The organism is Streptomyces sp. NPDC055506, from assembly GCF_053643595.1.
The window spans coordinates 33,577-52,721 of record NZ_JBSHKH010000051.1 but is presented as its reverse complement, the minus strand read 5'-3'; the positions used below and the strand labels follow the sequence as shown (position 1 = coordinate 52,721).

Here is a 19,145-nt window from a genome sequence, read left to right as displayed (position 1 = left end):
GCCATGACCTCGAAGGGAACACGCCATGGCAGAGGAAATCATCGTCGCGGGCTGGATGGACTACGAGCCCGGCGATCGGGACAGCGTGCTGGAACAGCTGGTCGTGCTGGGGGCCCGGACCCGTGAGGAGGAGCCGGGCTGCCTGGACTACGCGATGACCGCGGACCCGGGCGACGCACGGCGTATCCGTGTGTACGAGCGGTGGGCCTCGCAGCAAGCCCTCGACGAGCATTTCGCCACGCCGCACATCAAGGAGTTCCGGGCGGCCGTGGCCGGGCTGACGCGAGTCGGGGTCTCCTTGCGGGCCCACACCGTGGCCTCGTCACGAGCCATGCGCTGACTCTCCCAACCGGACCAGCATCTTGCCGACGTTGCCACCGCCCAGCAGGGACAGCAGCGCCCCAGCGGCGTTCTCCAAGCCGTCCGCCACCGTCTCGCGTGCGGTGATCCGGCCCTCGGCGAGCCAGCCCGCGACCCTCTGTTCGAACTCCGGCCGCAGGTCCTCGTGGTCGCGGACGATGAACCCGCACAACGTCAGTCGCTTGAGGACCGCCTGTATCAACTGGTTGATGTCCACGGTTCGCCGGTCGCCGCCGAACTGCGACATCATTCCGCACAGGGCGACGCGGCCACCGGTGCGCAGTGCGTGCAGCGCGGCGGCGAGCTGTTCACCACCGACGTTGTCGAAGTACACGTCGATGCCGTCGGGGGCCAGGCGCGCCAGCGCGTCGCGTACCGGTTCGGCACGGTAGTCCGCGGCATCGTCGTAGCCGAACTCCTCCACCAGCAGGGCGCACTTGTCCGGTCCCCCGGCGGTGCCGATGACACGGTCGGCGCCCAGCAGACGGGCGAACTGGCCGGCGGCGGTACCGACGGCCCCGGCCGCCGCCGACACGAGGACGGTGTCGCCCTGCCGCAGTCGGGCGACACGGGTCAGGCCGACGTACGCGGTGAACCCGGTCTGGCCGAGCAGACCCAGCCAGGTGGGCAGCGGTGCGAGTTCCGGGTCGATACGGCCCGCGCCGTCCACGGCTCCCGCGTCCAGCACCGTCCGCTCCCGCCAGCCGAGCTGGTGGCGTACGTACGTGCCGGGCGGCACCGAGGCGCAGCGGCTCTCCTCCACGACGCCCAGAGCGCGGCCGTCGAGCGGCGAGCCCGGGGTGAAGTTGTGCGTGTAGTGCTTCTCGGTGCTCTCCAGGCGCCCGCGCATGGACGGGTCGACGCTCATGTAGAGGTTGCGGACGAGCAGTTGCCCCTCCCCCAGGGGCGGCAGCGGGCGTTCCTCGACGGCGAAGTCACCGGGGAGCGGTTCTCCGTCGGGTCGGCGCACCAGACAGACCACCCGGGTGGTGCGAGGCGTCACGGGGTCACCCCTCCGGCTGCCGGGGGGTGCGCCGCTGAGCGAGGCGGCCGACCCAGCCGGCCATCTGGAGGTCGGCGTGGCGCAGTTCGCCCGACAGCCAACGGGCCTGGAAGTCGAAGACGCCCCGCACCCCTGTCCTGGGATCGGTCACCTCGACCAGTCCGTCCTCGGTGAGCCGGTACACATGGCCGGTCAGTGGGTGGATCACTTGCTTGGACATGGGGGCCTCACTCCTGCACTCGGCGGCGTACACCGCGCTTGGTCACGGTCACCGGGCCCTCGACCCGGAGCCGGCAGGCGAGCCGGGTCAGGCCGTCCACCGGTCTGCGCAGGGCCTCGATGCCCTCGCGTTCCAGCGGGTCCACGGGGGAACAGTTCTCGGCGCCCTCCTCGACCTGGACGAAGCAGGTACGGCAGGTACCCTTGCCGCCGCAGACGGTGGGCCAGCGGTAGCCGAGCCGCCGGGCGGCGGTGAACAGGTCCTCGCCGTCGAGGACGTCGAGCTCGACGCCGGAGGGTCCGACCGCCACCCGGTGGGTCACCTGCTCATCCACTGGTCGAGCGTCTGGTTGAAGTGGCGGATGCGGCTCTCCTGGTAGTTCGCCAGGGTGATGCCCGGCTTGCGCATCGCCTTCAGGCCCTGCTGGACGTAGGGCAGGTTCTCGCAGTCCTGGTCGAAGACGGGGCCGAGCACGCCGAGTTCGGGGATGTCGGCGAAGAGCATGTCCTCGGGCACCCAGCGGATCTTCACCGGGGGCGGTGTCTCGCCGGGCTTCTTCGGGGACGACATGAAGATGATCTCGGCGGTGCAGGAGTCGGGGTCGAGGCCGTTGGGCCGGAACCGGTAGATGATGTTCGACTTGGCGCCGCCCCAGGGGTTGAAGTTGGGGAACAGCAAGTAGTTGATGGCGTCCAGCAGCTCCGTGTCGGGGGTCCCCGAGAAGTCCTGGTGCGAGGTGGCCGCCAGTTGCTCGCGCATCCTCGCGGCGAGGACCTGGCGGGCGGTGCCGCCGGGCGGGATCGCCGGCAGTTCGTCACCCTCCCGCATCACCAGGTCGCGACCCTGGGCGGCGGCGTAGAACGAACGCGAGTCGTAGAAGGTCTCCAGGACGTCCTCTTCTGTCACGGAGTCCGCGACGTGTGGGCTGGGCGCGCCCTGGATGTTGATCATCCGGTTCCAGTTCGGCTGGTCCGCGATGACGTCGTACTGCGAGTTGGCGTCGGCGAGCCACGGCAGCATCTGCGGGTGCGTGGCGATCACATGGAAGGACTCGATGAAGGCGTCCTGCGCGATCTTCCAGTTGCACGGCAGCACCTTGCCGATGTGCAGCGACTTGTAACGGTTCTCCAGCGGCCAGATGTAGTACTCGTCGAAGGTGCCGCGGTAGCTGTCGAAGGACTCGGCGTAGGGGTCCATGTTGATGAAGACGAAGCCCCGCCAGGTGGCCACCTGCGCCTCGGGGAGCGCGAACTTCTCCGGGGTGACGTGCGGGAAGTCCCATGCACAGGGCGGGGTCTGCATCGTGCCGTCGAGGTTCCAGGCGAAGCCGTGGAACGAGCAGCGGAACTCGCTGACGTTGCCGCCGCCGGTGCGCAGTTTGCGTCCGCGGTGCAGGCAGACGTTGACGAAGGCGCGGATCTCGTCGGGAGCCGTGCGGACGACGATGAGGGAGTCGTCGCCGATCTCGTAGACCTCATGGTCGCCGATCTCGGGAATCTCGCTCTCCAGGCACGCGAACTGCCAGACACGCCGCCAGACCTGCCGCATCTCGCGTTCGGCCCATTCCCGGGAGGTGAAGCGCGCGGTGTCGATGTCCTCGCTGCCGAGGTAGTCGTTGCGCTCGTACCTCAGGGCGGGGGGAACGGGGCGGCTGTCCTGGTCGAGGTAGTCCTGGACGCTGGGCCCGGGGCACCGGGCCGTGGCCGGCTCCGACGATTCATCCATCATCTCTCCTCCGGCAGAAACTTTAGAGCGAGTGTAGTTACCGTCTGCGGCCGGGAGCAACACTCGCGCCGGTGGCCGATCTCCACACCACGCGAGGCCACCGCACTTTCCTCCACATTTCCCGGAATTCTTGCGGCACCCCTCTCCCCAAGCCCGCTGGGGCATGTCACACTCCGACCCACTTGAGGCTGTAGTGCCTCATAAGTTTCTCCGAATCGATCCGCCTGATGGAGCCGACCGCCGCGGACGCGGAAGCGACGCGAGTCGTGGCAGCGCAGGCGTCACACCACGGGAGTGCTCAACGATGAGTTCCAGACCCCGTCGCGCGGCCCGCCGCGCTCTGACCGCGATCCTTCCCGTCACCGCTCTGCTCGCCCTGGCTGCATGCGGCACCGGCGCCACTCCGGCCGCCGACTCGACGCAGGCGGGGGCGCCCGGCTCGCCCGGCCTGACGGCGGCCCGCGCAGCCCTGGCGAAGTACTCCGAGCGCCCGGCCACGATCTCCGTGACCGAGCCCGTGGGCAAGGCGATCCCCAAGGGCAAGCAGATCGACTTCATCCTCTGCGGCGTCCAGTCCTGCAAGGACCTCGCCGACTTCTTCACCGAGGCCGCGAAGGAACTGGGCTGGCAGGTGAAGCAGATCGCCACCCAGGGCACCCCTGAGTCCGTCCAGGCCGCCTACGAGCAGGCCGTGCGCGACAAGCCGGACGCCGTCGTCGCCTCCGGTTTCCCCCGCGCCGTCTACGCGAAGCAGCTGGCGCAGCTGAAGGCGGCCGGTATCCCCGTCATCCAGTCGAACGCCGACGACGTGACGGGCGACGGCATTTCCCTGCTGAAGAACGGACCGAAGGACGTCGGCGTCCAGGGCCAGATGCTCGCCTCATGGGTGGTGTCGAACAGCGGCGCCAAGGCGAACACCGTCTACTTCGATCTGCCGGCCTACACGATCCTCAAGCCCGTCAAGGACTCCTTCGCGGCCAAGTACCAGGAATGGTGCACCGGTTGCTCGCTGGACAACGTCGACGTGCCGATCACCGCGGTGGGCAAGGACATGCCGGACCGCGTGGTGTCGTACCTCCGGTCGCACCCGGAGGTGACCCATGTCGTCTTCTCCCTGGGCCTGCTCAACGTGGGCGTGCCGGCCGCGCTGAAGACCGCCGGGATCACCGGCAAACACATCGTGGTCAACGTCGGTGACGCGCAGAACTACCAGTACATCCAGAGCGGTCTCACCGACGGCGCGATGGCGCTGAACTCCCACGAGACGGCCTGGCTGCAAGCCGACGCGCTGGCCCGGCACTTCACCGGCCAGTCCATGGCCGTGGACCAGAAGGCGGCGCTGCCCAACATGCTCGTCACCAAGGACAACCTGCCCTCGGCAGACGGCGACTTCCCGATCGTGGAGGACTACCGGAAGCAGTTCAAGGCGCTGTGGGGGCTGAATTGACCGGGCCGGTGCTACGGGTGGCCGCCCTGTCGAAGAGATTCGGCGGCACCCAGGCACTCGAGGATGTCGATCTGGAGGTCTCGCCCGGCGAGATCCACGCCCTGATCGGGCCGAACGGCTCCGGCAAGTCCACCCTGATCAAGATTCTCGCCGGCTACCACCACGCGGAGCCCGGCGCCGTGGCCGAACTCGACGGCGAGCCCTTCGACCTCGGTCAGATCACGGCCTCCCGTCACGACCGGCTCCGCTTCGTCCACCAGGAGCTGGGGCTGGTGGGCGAGCTGAGCGCCATCGACAACCTCGCGCTCAGCCATGGCTTCGCCCGCACGGCCTTCGGCAACATCCGCTGGCCGGAGATGGAGAGGCGCACGAGCGCCCTGGTCGAACGGTTCGGCCTCGGCATCGACGTACGCCGGCCCCTGGCGACGGCGACCCCGGTCCAGCGCACGGTGGTGGCCATCGCCGCCGCACTGCAGGGCTGGGAGGGCCGCCGCGGTGTTCTGGTGCTCGACGAGCCCACCGCCGTACTCCCGCCGGGCGAGGTGGCCCGCCTGTTCGACATCGTGCGGGAGGTCCGCGACGCCGGCGCCGGCGTGCTGTACGTCTCACACCGGATGGACGAGATCTTCGCGCTCGCCGACCGGGTCACCGTGATCCGCGGCGGACGCCGGATCGCCACCCGCCCGGTCGCCGAGCTCACTCCGCGCACGCTGGCCGAGTTGATGGCGGGCGAGGAGATGGAGACCGGCCACCGCCCGGCACCCCCTTCCGCCCTCGCCGACCCCTTGCTGGAGGTCCGTGAGCTGGCGGCCTGGCCCCTGCGGGGAGTCGGCTTCGACCTGGCCAAAGGAGAGCGTCTGGGCATCACCGGTCTCGTCGGCTCCGGCCACGAGATCGTGCCGTACGCGGTGTGCGGGGCCCATGCCGGGCGGGTGAGCGGCAGGCTGCGGCTGCCGGAACGCTCCGAACGGTGGACTCAGGCGCGTGACGCCCGCGACCTCGGCCTCCCCCTGGTCCCGGCGGACAGGCCGGGCGAGGGAGTGATCGGCGACTTCTCGGTCGGCGAGAACCTCACCCTGCCACTCCTGGACCGGCTGCGTTCCCGCTCCGGGCGGTTGCGCCGCCGCCGCGAGTCCGCCCTGGCGGAGGACTGGATCCGGCGGGTCGGGGTGCGTACGGCGGGGCGCGGAGCCGGGATCACCACGTTGAGCGGCGGCAACCAGCAGAAGGTCGTCATGGCCCGGTGCCTCGCCCAGCGCCCGCCGGTGCTGGTGCTGTGCGAACCCACGGCGGGCGTGGACATCGCCACCCGCCTTCAGCTGTACGACCTGATAGAGCGTCAGGCCGAGGAGGGCATGGGCGTCATCGTGTCCTCCTCCGACACCCAGGACCTGCTCGCACTGTGCACCCGCGTCCTGGTGGTGCGGGACGGCCGGATCGCGCGGGAGATCAGCGGCCGGGACATCACCGAGCCCGCGCTCGTGCACGCCATGGAAGGAACCGAGTGACATGACGTCCACCCCGACCCGGGCGGCGGCCGCGCTGTCGTTCCGGAACATCGGCGCCGTGTACGTGTGGCTGGTCATCGCCGTGCTCTTCACCGTCTGGGCACCGGACACGTTCCCCACGACGACGACGGTCAAGCAGGTACTGAACGGCAACGCCGTGGCAGGCCTGGTCGCACTCAGCGTCGTACCACCGCTGGCCGCCCGCGTCTTCGACCTCTCCATCGCCTTCACCATGTCGCTGACCAGCGCGCTGACCGCCCACCTCATGGTCTCCGCCGGGCTCGGGCCCGGCACGGCCATCGTCCTGGCGATGACCGCCGCGCTGCTGGTCGGGGTCGTCAACGGCATCGTGGTGGTGGTCCTGCGCGTCGACTCGTTCATCGCCACCCTGGCCACCGGCGCGCTGATCCAGTCTCTGGTCACCATGGTCACCAATGACAGCTCGATCACCGGTGTGCGGCTGCTCGCCGAGCCGTTCGCGAGCATCGCCCAGCTGGACGCCGGCGGCATCACCCTGCCTGTGCTGTATCTGCTGCTCGCCGCCCTCGCCATCTGGTTTCTGCTGGAACACACCGCCACCGGACGCCGGTTGTACGCGACCGGATTCAACGCCGACGCGGCTCGGCTGCAAGGGGTGCGCACCGACCGGCTGCGCTTTCTGACCCTGGTCGCCTCCGCGCTGCTGTCCGGTTTCGCCGGTGTCGTCTTCACAGCATCGGTCGGCTCCGGATCGCCGACCGCGGGCGCCCCGTATCTGCTGTCGGCCTACGCCGCCGCCTTCGTCGGGGCGACCCAGCTGCGCGCGGGCCGCTTCAACGCCTGGGGGACCGTCCTCGCCGTCCTCCTGCTCGGCACCGGCATCACCGGACTCGGGCTCGCCACCAGCGCGCAGTGGGCCGCGAGCCTTTTCACCGGCTCGGTCCTCATCGTGGCGCTGGTCCTCACGGGTGACCGGATCGCCCTGCCCGCCGTGCTGCGCCGCCGGGCGAAATCACTGCCGGACCCGTCCACCAGCAAGGAAATCTGATGATGAAGGCACTTCAGTACCGGCGGGTGGGGCACGCCCCCGAGGTCGTGGATGTCCCGAAACCCGAACCCGGTCCCGGCCAGGCGCTGTTGAAGGTGACGGCCGCGGGGCTCTGCCACTCCGATCTGGCCGTGATGGGCTGGCCCGAGGAGCAGTTCCCCTACGCGTTGCCGATGACACTCGGTCACGAGGGCGTCGGCACAGTCGCGGCTCTGGGGGCCGGTGTCACCGGCGTGTCGGAGGGCGAGGCGGTGGCGGTGTACGGCCCGTGGGGCTGCGGGGGCTGTCACTCGTGCGCCGAGGGCAAGGAGAACTGCTGTCCGCACGCCGCCGGGCTGGGCATCCTGCCGCCGGGGCTGGGCTCACCCGGTGCCCTGGCGGAGTACATGCTGGTGGACTCGCCCCGGCATCTGGTGCCGCTGAACGGACTCGACCCCCTTCAGGCGGCACCCCTCACGGACGCGGGGCTGACCCCGTATCACGCTGTCCGCAGATCGCTGCCGAAGCTGCTGCCCGGCAGCACGGCGGTGGTGATCGGCGTCGGCGGTCTCGGCCACCTCGCCGTGCAGCTGCTGCGCGCGCTGTCCCCGGCCCGGGTCGTCGCCCTGGACGTGAGCAAGGAGAAGCTGGGACTGGCAGCCGAGGTGGGCGCGCACGAGACGCTGCTCTCCGACGGCGAGGCGGCGGCACGGATCCGGGAACTCACCGGCGGTACGGGCGCGGAGGCCGTCCTGGACTTCGTCGGAGCCGGGACGACCCTGGCGGTGGCCGCCGCTTCGGTGGCGGTGGCGGGCGATGTCACCGTAGTCGGCCTCGGCGGGGGCACGCTGGCCGTCGGCTTCGGGGGCGGACTGCCGTTCGAGGTGTCGGCCTCCTTCCCCTACTGGGGCAGCCGGACGGAGCTCATGGAGGTCCTCGAACTGGCCCGGCAGGGTCACGTGTCCTGTCACGTCGAGATCTTCACGCTGGAACAGGCGCCCGAGGCGTACGAGCGCCTGCACGCCGGGGAGATCAGCGGCCGTGCGGTGGTGCTGCCGCACGCCTGAGCCGCGCCCCCTGGGAGGGCCGGCGCCCGAGCCCCGCTCAGGTGCCGGCTCGCTCCCGCGCCGGGCTGCGCACGCCGGCCACTCGCTCCACACAGCGCCGGAGCACCGTCAGGAACTCCGGTGTCGCCCAGGGCCCCGCATCCACGCGCCGGGTGTCGTCCACGCCGAGGTCCTGCATGTCGTAACGGCCCCGGCAGTGGCCGAGGGTGAAGTAGCAGACCTCGCCGAGGCCGTGCCGCTTGAGGTACAGCACCGGTCGGGGCGCGTCGTCGAGGGCCGCTGTGTGACCCTCGGCGAAACCGCGGCACGGCCCGGTGTACTCGGCGTGCAGCAGCACCTCCAGCTCGCCATGCAGCTCGCACACGTACAGCTCGTCGGTGACCGTGAACGGTCCGATCCCGGCGACCAGCGGATGGTCGGGCCGGGTCACCAGCACCTCGTACGGCTCGATCGGCGGATGAGCCAGGAACTGACTGCCGAGCACCCGAGCCAGTTCCCCGAGGAGCCGTGGGGTCGTGTACACGCGCGGCCCGTCACTCGACGGCTCGATCACCGCGTTGGTGCCGTGCAGGGCGAGCCAGCGCCCGCCCCGCTCGACGAACCGTGCCAGCGCGGCCTGTTGCGCCGGGCCGGGCCGCACGTCACAGGTGTAGGTGACCAGCAGGTCGGCCTTGTCGAGTGCGGCCACGCAGTCGTAGTCCTGGTACACCGTGGTGCGCGCCCGCGGATGCTCACCGAGCAGTTCCAGCAGCCGCAGCCGTGCGTGGTCGAAGTCGTGCCACCGGCCGCCGCAGACCAGTACGGCGTCCAGGCGGCCGGCCGGGCCCCCCACGGCTCAGTACTGGACGCGGGTGAGCAGCCCGCCGTCCACCACGAGGTTGACCCCGACGCAGAAGGAGCCGGTCCGCCCGAGCAGGAAGGCCACCGCCGCGGCCACGTCCTCGGCGGTGCCGTAGCGGCCGATCGGCAGCTTGGCGAGGACCTCCTCGTACACCTCCGGGCGGCTGGTGCGGATGGTCTCCCAGGCGCCGCCGGGGAAGTCGATCGGTCCGGGCGAGACGGTGTTGACGCGGATGCCCTTCGGCGCGAGGGAGTGCGCGAGGGCCGAGGCGTGCTGGACGACGGCCGCCTTGAGCGCGGAGTAGGAGTTCGCTCCGGCCGGGCGCGCGGTGTCGGAGGCGTTGGTGGTGCCGATGGCCACGACGGCTGCCCGGTCGGAGGCCTCCAGGTGCGGCAGGGCCGCCTCGACGAGCCCCGCGAACGGGATCAGGTCGCCGCGCAGGCTGGCTTCCCACGACTCGGGGCCCTTCACATTGCCCGCCGACACGTTGGACACCAGCAGGTCCAAGCCGCCGAGTTCCCCGGCCGCCCGCTCCACGAAGCCCGCGAGTGCCCTCGGGTCGGTGACGTCGACCGGCTCCGCGAACACCGTGGCCCCCTCGCCGCGCAGTTCGGCGGCGGCCTTGGCGAGTCCTTCCTCGCCCCGGGCGCACAGGGCCAGTGCGCAGCCCTCGGCCGCGAGTGTCGCGGCGATCGCCCGGCCGATGCCCCGGCTCGCGCCGGTCACCAGCGCCTTCGCGCCCGTCAGTCCCAATTCCATGGATGTCACTCCTTTGTGATTGCCGAAACCGTCACGGTGCTCAGTTGCCGGGCAGTTGCGAGAACGGCGCCCGGTCCGTTCGGGGCTCCGGCGGCAGCTTCAGCACCCGTTCGCCGATCAGGTTGCGCTGGATCTGGTCGGTGCCTCCGGCCAGCCGGTAGCCGGGGGCGCCGAGCAGGTGCTGTGTCCAGGCGAAGGTGCCCGGTTCCCCGGTGTCGGCGCTGATGCGCGCCCCCATGAGCTCGGCGGCGACCTGTCCCGTGCGGGTGAGCAGGTCGGAGGCCATGAGCTTGGTCAAGGACGCCTCGGGACCGGGCCGGCCGCCGACGGCGCTCGTCCTGGCGACGCGGTCCACGGTGGCCGCGCGCAGGGCTGCACGTACGTACAGGTCGGCCAGACGCTGGCGGACCAGCGGGTCCGAGGTGCGGCCGAGGGAGCGGGCGAGCGCGAGGACGTCCGGGAAGGTGCCGCCCTTGCGGCGGTTGCCGCTGCCGGAGGCGGTGCGTTCGAAGGCGAGGGTGGTGGTGGCGACCTCCCAGCCCTGGCCCGGCCGCCCGATCCGGAGCCGGTCCGGGACGCGTACGCCGCTGAGGAACACCTCGTTGAAGGAGGCGCCGCCGCTCATCTGCCGGATGGGGCGCACTTCCAAGCCCGGGGCGTCCATCGGGACCAGGAAGGCGGTGATGCCGGCCTGTTTGACGACGTCCGGGTCGGTGCGGGCGAGCAGCAGACCGTAGTCGGCGAACTGGGCACCCGAGGTCCACACCTTCTGACCGTCGATCACCCACTCGCCCCCGTCGGCCTGCCGGGCGCGGGTGCGCAGGGCGGCGAGGTCGGACCCGGCACCGGGCTCGCTGAAGAGCTGGCAGGCCAGCAGGTCGGTACGCAGGAACGCGCGGGCGTGGTCGTGGAGTTGCTCAGCCGTCCCGAACAGGGAGACAGCCATGGCGACCAGGCGCACGGTGACGCTGATCAGCTCGGTGGAGGGCGGCACCTCGAAGGCGGACTCCTCCTCGGCGAAGACGGCCGCGTGGGCGGCGGTCAGGCCCGCGCCGCCCTTGTCCGCGGGGAGGGTCAGCGCCTGGTAGCCGGCGTCGAAGCGGGCCCGCTGGTAGGCGCGGCAGCGCTCCAGCAGCAGGCGTTCCTCGTCCTCGGGGAGGTTGTGGAACACGGCGAGATCGTCGGCCTCTCCGGTGGTCTCCGGCGCCCGCGCCGGTTCGAGCACGCCGGCCAGCCACTGCCGTACCTGCGTGCGCCATGCGTCCGGGTCGGGCTGGGACATGTCTCCTCCTCGTGCACTTACCAGACGGGAGATTCAGTAACAGGGATGCGACGGGCACCTGCCCGACCCCTGAACATGCGGGAATCACTCTGCTCGGGATCAGAGTGTTCCGTACTTTCTTGATAAACGCTACAGTCCCAGCATCTCCTCTCCCCTCGCATCGGGAGAGGCCCCAGGAGCCGCCGGAGGAGCCATGTCGCTGCTGCCACTCGACCGTCGCGCCCAGGAGACACCCGACGAGCCCGCACTGGCGGACGACCTGGGCGTGCTGTCCTGGTCCGGTCTCGCCGACCAGGTGGCGCGGGCGGCGGAACGGCTGCTGGAGCTCGCGCCCGGTCCCGACGACCGGGTCGCCGTCCTCGGTGACAACGCCATCCCGACGCTGGTGGCCCATCTGGCCGGCCTGCGGGCCGGGGTCGGGACCGTGGCCACCTCCCGGAACCTCACATCGGGCGAAGTCGTCGACCAGGTCATCGACGCGGGCGCGACCGTGATCGTCGCCGGTCCCGCCGGGGCAGGGGCCGCCCTGGACGCGGCCCGGGAACTGGGCCTGCCGCTGGTGACACACGGAACCCCGGCGATAGGGCACGCCTTCGACTGGGACCTGTGGCTGACGGCCGCGTCCGCCGGGCGCACCGTCCCGACGGACCGCCCCGCCCGGCCTCCGCTCGTCTACACCTCGGGGACCACCGGCCGGGCGCGGGGCACCGAGGTGCGCTGGGTGAGCGGCCCGGTCGCCGACAGCGCCGCCTACCTCGCCGCGATGTCCGCCCGGCCCGGATTCCCGCCGGGACCGCACCTGGTGTGCGGCCCGCTCCAGCACAACGCGCCACTGACCTCGCTGCGGCACCTGGCGGCCGGTCAGCCCGTGGTGGTGCTCGGCAGGTACGACGCGGAGACGTTCCTCAGCCGGGTGCAGCGATGGCGCGTCTCCTCGACGGTGATGGTGCCCACCCACTTCCAGCGGCTGCTCGCCCTCCCGGAAGAGATCCGCGCCCGGTACGACGTCTCCAGCCTGCGGCAGGTCTCCCACACCGGTTCCGCGTGTCCGCCGGACGTGAAGCGCGCCATGATCGAGTGGTTCGGCCCGGTGCTGACCGAGTCGTACGGCGCCAGCGAGGCGGGGACCGTGGCCCGCATCAGCAGTGCCGAGTGGCTGGCACACCCGGGCTCGGTCGGGCGGGTCCGGGCCCCGTTCGAGGTCCTGGTCACCGATGACGACGGCCGGCGACTGCCGCCCGGCGAGCAGGGACTGCTGGCCTTCCGCGCACCGGAGGGCCAGGGCGTCCGCTACCACGCGGACCCGGACAAGACCAGGTCCGCCTATCTCTCCCCCGGCGTCTTCACGCTCGGCGACATCGGCTACGTCGACGCGGACGGCTACATCTTCATCACCGACCGGGCCGCGGACGTGGTGGTCTCGGGCGGCGTGAACCTGTACCCGGCCGAGAGCGAGGCGGTCCTGCGTCTGCACCCGGCGGTCGCCGAGGTCGCGGTCATCGGGGTGCCCGACCCGGACTTCGGCGAATCACTGCGGGCGCTGGTCGTGGCGGCGGCGGACGAGCCGCCGTCCGATGAGCTCGACCGGTTCTGCCGCGAGCGCCTCGCCGCCCACAAGTGCCCCAAGTCGTACGAGTACGTCCCCGAACTCCCGCGCAACGCCATGGGCAAGCTCGACAAGCGCGCGATGCGCCGCCCGTACTGGCGCTCCGAACGGACCATCGCCGGCTGAGCCGGGCTCCCCCCAGTAAGGACCACCCATGACCGAACTCCTCCTCATCCGGCACGGCCTCCCTCTGGCGGGCGTGTTCGACCCGGGCCTGTCACCGGAGGGCATCGCCCAGGCCGAGCGCCTCGCCGCCTGGCTCGTGCACGAGGACGTCGACGCCCTGTACGTAAGCCCGTTCCGGCGCGCGCGCGAGACCGTGGCACCTCTGGAACGACTCACCGGCATGACCGCCACCGTCCTCGACGACCTGCGCGAATGGGACACCGACGCGTCCCAGCCCTACACGCCACCGGAGCAGATCGGTACGGACGATCCCCGGGCCGCGGCACTCGCCGAGGGACGCTACGAGGACTTCGTGCCGGATCTGGACCGGGACGCCTTTCGCGCCCGTGCCGGACGGGCCATGGACACCATCCTCGACGCCCATCCCGGCGGGCGGGTCGCGGTCGTGTGCCACGGCGGCATCACCAACACCTATCTGGCGACGGTGCTCGGCCTGCCCACGATGTTCTGGTTCCACCCCGACTACACGTCCGTCAGCCGGGTGCGGCGCATGCCCGGCGGCCGGATCGTTCCGCACTCGGTGAACGAGACGGCCCACATGGTCGCCGAACGTGCCGTCGACGCGGTCGCCTGACCCCGTCCCACTCCCCAGGAGGTCCCGGCCATGCCCGGATCCGTCATCGTCGCCGGGGCAAGGACGCCCATCGGCAGGCTTGGGGGTGCCCTGAGCACCGTGCCCGCCGTCGACCTCGGCGCCCACGCCATCGGCGCTGCACTGACCGCCGTTGGTCTGGACCCGGCGGCTGTGGAAGCCGTCGTCATGGGTCATGTCGTGCAGGCCGGGGCCGGCCCCAACTCGGCACGGCAGGCCGCGATCAGCGCCGGCATTCCGTTCTCCGTCCCCGCGAGCACCGTCAACAAGCTCTGTCTTTCCGGCCTGCACGCCATCGCCCTGGCCGACCTCATGATCACCTCCGGCCGCCACGAGGTGGTCGTCGCCGGCGGCATGGAGTCCATGTCGGGCGCCCCGCACCTGCTGCGCGGGGCTCGCACCGGCTGGAAGTACGGGTCGGCCACGGTGGAGGACGCCTTGGACCGCGACGCCCTCGTCTGTGCCTTCGACGGCGTCTCCATGGGCGCGGCCACCGAGCGCTACCAGCGGCCGTTCGCCCTGACCCGCGAGGAACAGGACGAGTACAGCGCGCTGTCCCATCAACGAGCCGCCCGTGCCCAGGAGTCGGGGGCGTTCTCCGAGGAGATCGCCCCCGTGACCGTGGCGGGACGCCTGGGCGAGGCGGTGGTGGACACCGACGAGGGTGTACGGCAGGGAAGCACCACCGAGGGCCTGGGGCGCCTGAAGCCGGCCTTCTCCGGCGCCGGCACCATCACCGCGGGCAACTCCTCACAGCTCTCCGACGGCGCCGCGGCCGTCATCGTGATGAGCGCGGAGCGCGCCCGGTTCGAGGGCCTGACAGCGCTCGCCGAGATCGGCGCCTACGGCACGGTCGCGGGCCCCGACCCCTCGCTGCTCGTCCAGCCGGCCGGCGCGGTCCGCGACGCCCTGTCCCGTGACGGCCGGCTGAAGGCCTCCGACCTGGACCTGTTCGAGATCAACGAGGCGTTCGCCGGGGTGGCCCTGGCTTCGATACGGGAGCTCGACATCCCTCTCGACAAGGTGAACGTCAACGGCGGAGCGATCGCGCTGGGGCACCCGGTCGGGATGACCGGAGCCCGGCTGGTGCTCACACTCGCGGCGGAACTGCGGCGGCGCGGAGGCGGCAGCGGAGCGGCGGCCCTGTGCGGGGGCGGCGGCCAGGGCGACGCGCTGTTGCTGCATGTGCCGAACCAGGACTGAACCCGGAGCCGAACCATCATGAACGTCCAACTGACCTCGGTCGCCACGACCCTTGCCGTGGCGACCCGCACCCTCGCCGCCGACGGCGTCGTCTCCCTCACCCTGCGCCGCCCCGACGGCGGAGTGCTCCCCGCCTGGACGCCGGGCGCCCACATCGACGTAGTCCTGGGCAGTGGTGACGGCGAAGACGGCGACCTCATCCGTCAGTACTCCCTGTGCGGCGACCCGGCCGATCGCGGGGCCTGGCAGATCGCCGTGCTGCGCGATCCGGGGGGCCGCGGCGGCTCCGCGTACGTCCACGACCACCTGCGCGAAGGCACCGCCGTGCGGGTGCGCGGACCGCGGAACAACTTCCCGCTGCGGCCCGCCGCACGCCATCTCTTCATCGCCGGCGGCGTCGGCATCACACCCATCCTTCCCATGGTCGAGGCCGCAGCCGCCACGGGGTCCGACTGGCGTCTGCTGTACGGCGGCCGCACCCGAACCTCCATGGCGTTCCTGGACCGCCTCGCCCCGCACGGGGACCGGGTACTCGTCCGTCCACAGGACGAGTACGGCCTGCTGGACATCGCCGCCCACCTCGGCGCGCCCGAGGAGGGCACGCTGGTGCACGCCTGCGGTCCCGAACCCCTGTTGCTGGCGGTGCAGGAGCTGTGCGCGGCCTGGCCGCCCGGCACGCTGGGCCTCGAACGGTTCACCCCGGCACGGACGGCCACGACCGGCCCGGCCGGGGCCTTCGAGCTGGAGCTCGCCCGATCCGGGCTCATCCTCACTGTGGCGCCGGACCGCTCGGTCCTCGAAACCGTGGAGCAGGCCGGTGTCGCGGTCGACTTCTCCTGCCGGGAGGGCACGTGCGGCACCTGCGAGACCGACGTACTCGACGGCGAGCCCGACCACCGTGACTCGCTGCTGACCGAGGACGAGCGGGCCGCCGGCGACACCATGCTCATCTGCGTCTCCCGCTCGTGCGGGCCTCGCCTCGTCCTCGATCTGTGACGGCAGTCACTCCCAGCAATTTACTAGGACGTCCTAGTATCTCTTCCGTCAGCAGTACCCCCGCCGTGTCCGGGAAGGCCCCCATGAGCGATCTGCACCGACCTGTGCATCCTGTCCGCCTGGTCACGGCTTCGGCTCTGTTCGACGGGCATGACGCGTCGATCAACATCATGCGGCGGATATTCCAGTCCCAGGGCGCCGAGGTGATCCACCTCGGACACAACCGGTCGGTGCGGGAGGTCGTGGACGCCGCTCTGGAGGAGGACGCCCACGGTGTCGCCGTCTCGTCCTACCAGGGCGGACACGTGGAGTACTTCGAGTACCTGGTCGAGTCGCTGCGGGCGCGGGGAGCCGACCACATCCGGGTGGTGGGCGGCGGAGGCGGCGTCATCGTGCCCGAGGAGATCGCCCGGCTGCGCGACAGCGGGGTGACCATCTTCTCGCCCGAGGACGGACAGCGGATGGGCCTGGCCGGGATGGTCAACGCGGTGGTGAAGGACTGCGACTTCGACCTCTGGGACGGCAAGCCGGTCGACGCGGCCGCCGTGCTGGCGGGCGACCGGTTCGCGATCGCCCGTGCCATCACCGGCGCTGAACTGGGCAAGCTGCCCCCGGACCTCCTGGAGCAGCTGCGGGCCGCCGCCGCGGCCCGGGTGATGCCGGTGCTCGGCATCACCGGCACGGGCGGCTCGGGGAAGTCCTCGCTCACCGACGAACTGGTGCGCCGCTTCCGCGTCGACCAGCAGGACAAACTGCGGATCGCCCTGATCGCGGTCGACCCGACCCGCCGCCGCGGCGGCGGGGCACTGCTCGGTGACCGGATCCGCATGAACTCCCTCGACGGGAACCGGGTCTTCTTCCGCAGCCTGGCCACCCGTGGCAGTCGGGAGCTGCCCGAGCACCTGTCCGACGTGATCGACGTGGCCAAGGCCGCCGGGTTCGACCTGGTGATCGTGGAGACGCCTGGCATCGGTCAGGGCGACGCGGCGATCGTGCCGTTCGTCGACAGCTCGCTGTATGTGATGACACCGGAGTTCGGTGCCGCCTCGCAGCTGGAGAAGATCGACATGCTCGACTTCGCCGACGTGGTGGCGATCAACAAGTTCGAGCGGCGCGGTGCGCAGGACGCGCTGCGCGACGTGGGCCGCCAACTGGTTCGTAATCGTGAGGCGTTCGGCAAGCGGCCCGAGGACATGCCGGTGTACGGCACGTCGGCGGCGACGTTCAACGACGACGGTGTCACCGCGCTCTACCAGCACCTGAGGACGGGCCTGGCCGAGAAGGGGCTGCCGCTGTCCGAGGGTGCGCTGGCGCCTGTCGGGGTACGCCACTCCTCCGGCATCCGGCAGGTGGTCCCGGCAGGCCGGGTACGTTACCTCGCCGAGATCACCGACACGGTCCGCGCGTACCATGCCGACACCGCGCGACTGGCCGAGGCGGCCAGGCGGGTGCAGCACCTGGCGGCGGTCAGGGACGAGCTCGTGGAGGCCGGCTCCGACGCGGCGAACGTGCAGTCGCTCCTCGATGACGCCCGGAAGCATCTCCCGCACCAGGTCACGGAGCAGATCGGGAACTGGCCCGCCGTCATCGCCGCCTACTCCGGCGACGAGCAGGTGGTGAAGGTCCGGGACCAGGAGATCCGCACCAAGCTGACCCGGGAGTCCCTGTCCGGCAACAAGGTCCCGCGCGTGGCCCTGCCCCGCTTCACCGACCACGGGGAACTGGTGCGGTTCTGGCGTGGGGAGAATCTGCCCGGCCACTTCCCCTTCACCGCCGGGGTGTTCCCCTTCAAGCGCGACGGTGAGGACCCGGCGCGGATGTTCGCCGGCGAGGGCGATCCGTTCCGCACCAACCGGCGCTTCAAGCTGCTCTCCGAGGGCCAGCCGGCCACCCGCCTGTCCACCGCCTTCGACTCGGTCACGCTCTACGGCCGGGACCCGGACGAACGCCCCGACATCTACGGCAAGGTCGGCACGTCCGGGGTGTCGGTGGCCACGCTGGCGGACATGAAGGCCCTCTACGACGGCTTCGACCTGATCGCGCCCACGACCTCGGTCTCCATGACCATCAACGGACCGGCGCCGGCCATTCTGGCGTTCTTCCTCAACACCGTCATCGACCAGCAGATCGAAGGGTTCCGCGCAGCCGAGGGCCGTGAGCCGTCGCCCGACGAGGCGGCCGAGCTGCGGGCCCACGCGCTGGCGAGCGTGCGCGGCACCGTGCAGGCCGACATCCTCAAGGAGGACCAGGGGCAGAACACCTGCCTGTTCTCCACCGAGTTCTCCCTGCGGATGATGGCCGACATCCAGGAATGGTTCATCGCCCACAAGGTCCGCAACTTCTACTCCGTGTCCATCTCCGGCTATCACATCGCCGAAGCCGGAGCGAACCCCATCAGCCAGCTCGCCTTCACCCTCGCCAACGGCTTCACCTACGTCGAGGCCTACCTCGCCCGGGGCATGCACATCGACGACTTCGCCCCGAACCTGTCGTTCTTCTTCTCCAACGGCATGGACCCCGAGTACTCCGTCCTCGGCCGAGTCGCCCGCCGGGTCTGGGCCGTCGCGATGAAGGAGAAGTACGGGGCGGGCGAACGCAGCCAGAAACTGAAGTACCACGTCCAGACCTCCGGACGCTCCCTGCACGCCCAGGAGATGGACTTCAACGACATCCGCACCACCCTGCAGGCCCTCACCGCCATCTACGACAACGCCAACTCGCTGCACACCAACGCCTACGACGAGGCCGTCACCACTCCCTCCGAGGAGTCGGTGCGGCGGGCGCTGGCGATCCAGCTCGTCATCAACCGCGAGTGGGGCCTGGCGATGAACGAGAACCCCCTCCAGGGATCCTTCGTCATCGACGAACTCACCGACCTGGTGGAGGAGGCCGTACTCCAGGAGTTCGAGCGAATCAGCGAGCGCGGTGGGGTCATGGGCGCGATGGAGACCGGCTACCAGCGGGGGCGCATCCAGGACGAGTCGATGCTGTACGAGCAGCGCAAACACGACGGCACCCTGCCCATCATCGGCGTCAACACCTTCCTCCGCCCCGGCGGCGACAGCCGGCCCCAGGAGCTGGAACTCGCCCGGGCCACCGAGGAGGAGAAGCAGTCCCAGCTGGAACGCGTGCGGGACTTCCACACTCGCCACCGCGACCAGGCCCACCATGCCCTGGCCGCTCTCAAGGACGCGGCGACGAGCGGCCGCAACGTGTTCGCCGTCCTCATGGACGCCACCCGGGTCTGCTCACTTCAGCAGATCACCGAGGCCTTCTTCGAGGTGGGCGGCCAGTACCGCCGCAACGTCTGACCCAGCCCCGGAAAGCAGCCCGCAGCGACTCAC

At 70.9% G+C, this 19,145-nt stretch carries 17 protein-coding genes; 10 read left to right on the top strand and 7 right to left on the bottom strand.

Translation table 11 applies throughout. From position 1 onward, the window contains the following. The first annotated feature begins 25 nt into the window (after positions 1-25). Entirely contained in the window at positions 26-340 is a 315-nt protein-coding gene (locus ACWIF2_RS20750; RefSeq protein WP_454362014.1) for a putative quinol monooxygenase, read from the top strand. Here the strand turns inward: ACWIF2_RS20750 and ACWIF2_RS20745 are convergent. From ACWIF2_RS20745 to ACWIF2_RS20730, 4 genes are read right to left on the bottom strand one after another with little or no spacing between them, the layout of a single operon-like run. Further along, the gene (locus tag ACWIF2_RS20745; RefSeq protein WP_454362012.1) at positions 323-1,363 is read right to left on the bottom strand and encodes an NADP-dependent oxidoreductase; all 1,041 of its coding nucleotides are present in this window, start codon (positions 1,361-1,363) and stop codon (positions 323-325) included. The two genes, ACWIF2_RS20750 and ACWIF2_RS20745, sit on opposite strands and share 18 nt — an antisense overlap. Before the next feature lie 4 nt (positions 1,364-1,367). After that, on the bottom strand, positions 1,368-1,583 hold the full coding sequence (locus ACWIF2_RS20740) for a transposase (RefSeq protein ID WP_454362010.1): 216 nt from the start codon (positions 1,581-1,583) through the stop codon (positions 1,368-1,370). 7 nt (positions 1,584-1,590) lie between these two features. Then, the gene (locus ACWIF2_RS20735; RefSeq protein ID WP_386496532.1) at positions 1,591-1,917 is read right to left on the bottom strand and encodes a 2Fe-2S iron-sulfur cluster-binding protein; all 327 of its coding nucleotides are present in this window, start codon (positions 1,915-1,917) and stop codon (positions 1,591-1,593) included. Further along, a complete protein-coding gene (locus ACWIF2_RS20730) occupies positions 1,902-3,311 on the bottom strand; it encodes an aromatic ring-hydroxylating oxygenase subunit alpha (RefSeq protein WP_454362008.1) in 1,410 nt (469 codons plus the stop codon). Before ACWIF2_RS20730 ends, ACWIF2_RS20735 begins: the two co-directional genes overlap by 16 nt. Before the next feature lie 301 nt (positions 3,312-3,612). On the opposite strand from ACWIF2_RS20730, the gene ACWIF2_RS20725 reads away from it, so the two are divergent. The 4 genes from ACWIF2_RS20725 to ACWIF2_RS20710 are packed head-to-tail and all read left to right on the top strand — an operon-like array spanning position 3,613 to position 8,336. After that, entirely contained in the window at positions 3,613-4,755 is a 1,143-nt protein-coding gene (locus tag ACWIF2_RS20725; RefSeq protein ID WP_454362006.1) for a sugar ABC transporter substrate-binding protein, read from the top strand. Then, positions 4,740-6,263 (top strand): sugar ABC transporter ATP-binding protein, encoded by a 1,524-nt coding sequence (locus ACWIF2_RS20720; protein WP_454362004.1) that lies wholly within the window; start codon positions 4,740-4,742, stop codon positions 6,261-6,263. The genes ACWIF2_RS20725 and ACWIF2_RS20720 overlap by 16 nt, the downstream gene beginning before the upstream one ends. 1 nt (position 6,264) lies before the next feature. Beyond that, positions 6,265-7,290: an ABC transporter permease gene (locus ACWIF2_RS20715; RefSeq protein WP_454362002.1), complete on the top strand. Its 1,026-nt coding sequence runs from the start codon at positions 6,265-6,267 to the stop codon at positions 7,288-7,290. 2 nt (positions 7,291-7,292) lie between these two features. Beyond that, positions 7,293-8,336 (top strand): NAD(P)-dependent alcohol dehydrogenase, encoded by a 1,044-nt coding sequence (locus ACWIF2_RS20710; protein WP_454362018.1) that lies wholly within the window; start codon positions 7,293-7,295, stop codon positions 8,334-8,336. 37 nt (positions 8,337-8,373) lie between these two features. On the opposite strand, the gene ACWIF2_RS20705 is transcribed toward ACWIF2_RS20710, so the two are convergent. The 3 genes from ACWIF2_RS20705 to ACWIF2_RS20695 are packed head-to-tail and all read right to left on the bottom strand — an operon-like array spanning position 8,374 to position 11,218. Continuing rightward, positions 8,374-9,168: a ThuA domain-containing protein gene (locus ACWIF2_RS20705; protein WP_454362000.1), complete on the bottom strand. Its 795-nt coding sequence runs from the start codon at positions 9,166-9,168 to the stop codon at positions 8,374-8,376. A 3-nt stretch (positions 9,169-9,171) separates the two neighbouring features. Next, entirely contained in the window at positions 9,172-9,936 is a 765-nt protein-coding gene (locus ACWIF2_RS20700; protein ID WP_454361998.1) for an SDR family NAD(P)-dependent oxidoreductase, read from the bottom strand. 40 nt (positions 9,937-9,976) lie between these two features. Next, a complete protein-coding gene (locus ACWIF2_RS20695) occupies positions 9,977-11,218 on the bottom strand; it encodes an acyl-CoA dehydrogenase family protein (protein ID WP_454361996.1) in 1,242 nt (413 codons plus the stop codon). Positions 11,219-11,411: 193 nt separating this feature from the next. On the opposite strand from ACWIF2_RS20695, the gene ACWIF2_RS20690 reads away from it, so the two are divergent. From ACWIF2_RS20690 to icmF, 5 genes are all read left to right on the top strand, one after another. Continuing rightward, positions 11,412-12,950, top strand: a complete 1,539-nt coding sequence (locus ACWIF2_RS20690) for an AMP-binding protein (RefSeq protein ID WP_454361994.1) — start codon at positions 11,412-11,414, stop codon at positions 12,948-12,950. Between the two features lie 28 nt (positions 12,951-12,978). Then, a complete protein-coding gene (locus tag ACWIF2_RS20685) occupies positions 12,979-13,584 on the top strand; it encodes a histidine phosphatase family protein (protein WP_454361992.1) in 606 nt (201 codons plus the stop codon). A 30-nt stretch (positions 13,585-13,614) separates the two neighbouring features. Next, on the top strand, positions 13,615-14,805 hold the full coding sequence (locus tag ACWIF2_RS20680; RefSeq protein ID WP_454361990.1) for an acetyl-CoA C-acyltransferase: 1,191 nt from the start codon (positions 13,615-13,617) through the stop codon (positions 14,803-14,805). An 18-nt stretch (positions 14,806-14,823) separates the two neighbouring features. Next, positions 14,824-15,801: a PDR/VanB family oxidoreductase gene (locus ACWIF2_RS20675; RefSeq protein ID WP_454361988.1), complete on the top strand. Its 978-nt coding sequence runs from the start codon at positions 14,824-14,826 to the stop codon at positions 15,799-15,801. 83 nt (positions 15,802-15,884) lie between these two features. Next, positions 15,885-19,112 (top strand): fused isobutyryl-CoA mutase/GTPase IcmF, encoded by a 3,228-nt coding sequence (icmF, locus tag ACWIF2_RS20670; RefSeq protein WP_454361986.1) that lies wholly within the window; start codon positions 15,885-15,887, stop codon positions 19,110-19,112. The last annotated feature ends 33 nt before the right edge of the window (positions 19,113-19,145 follow it).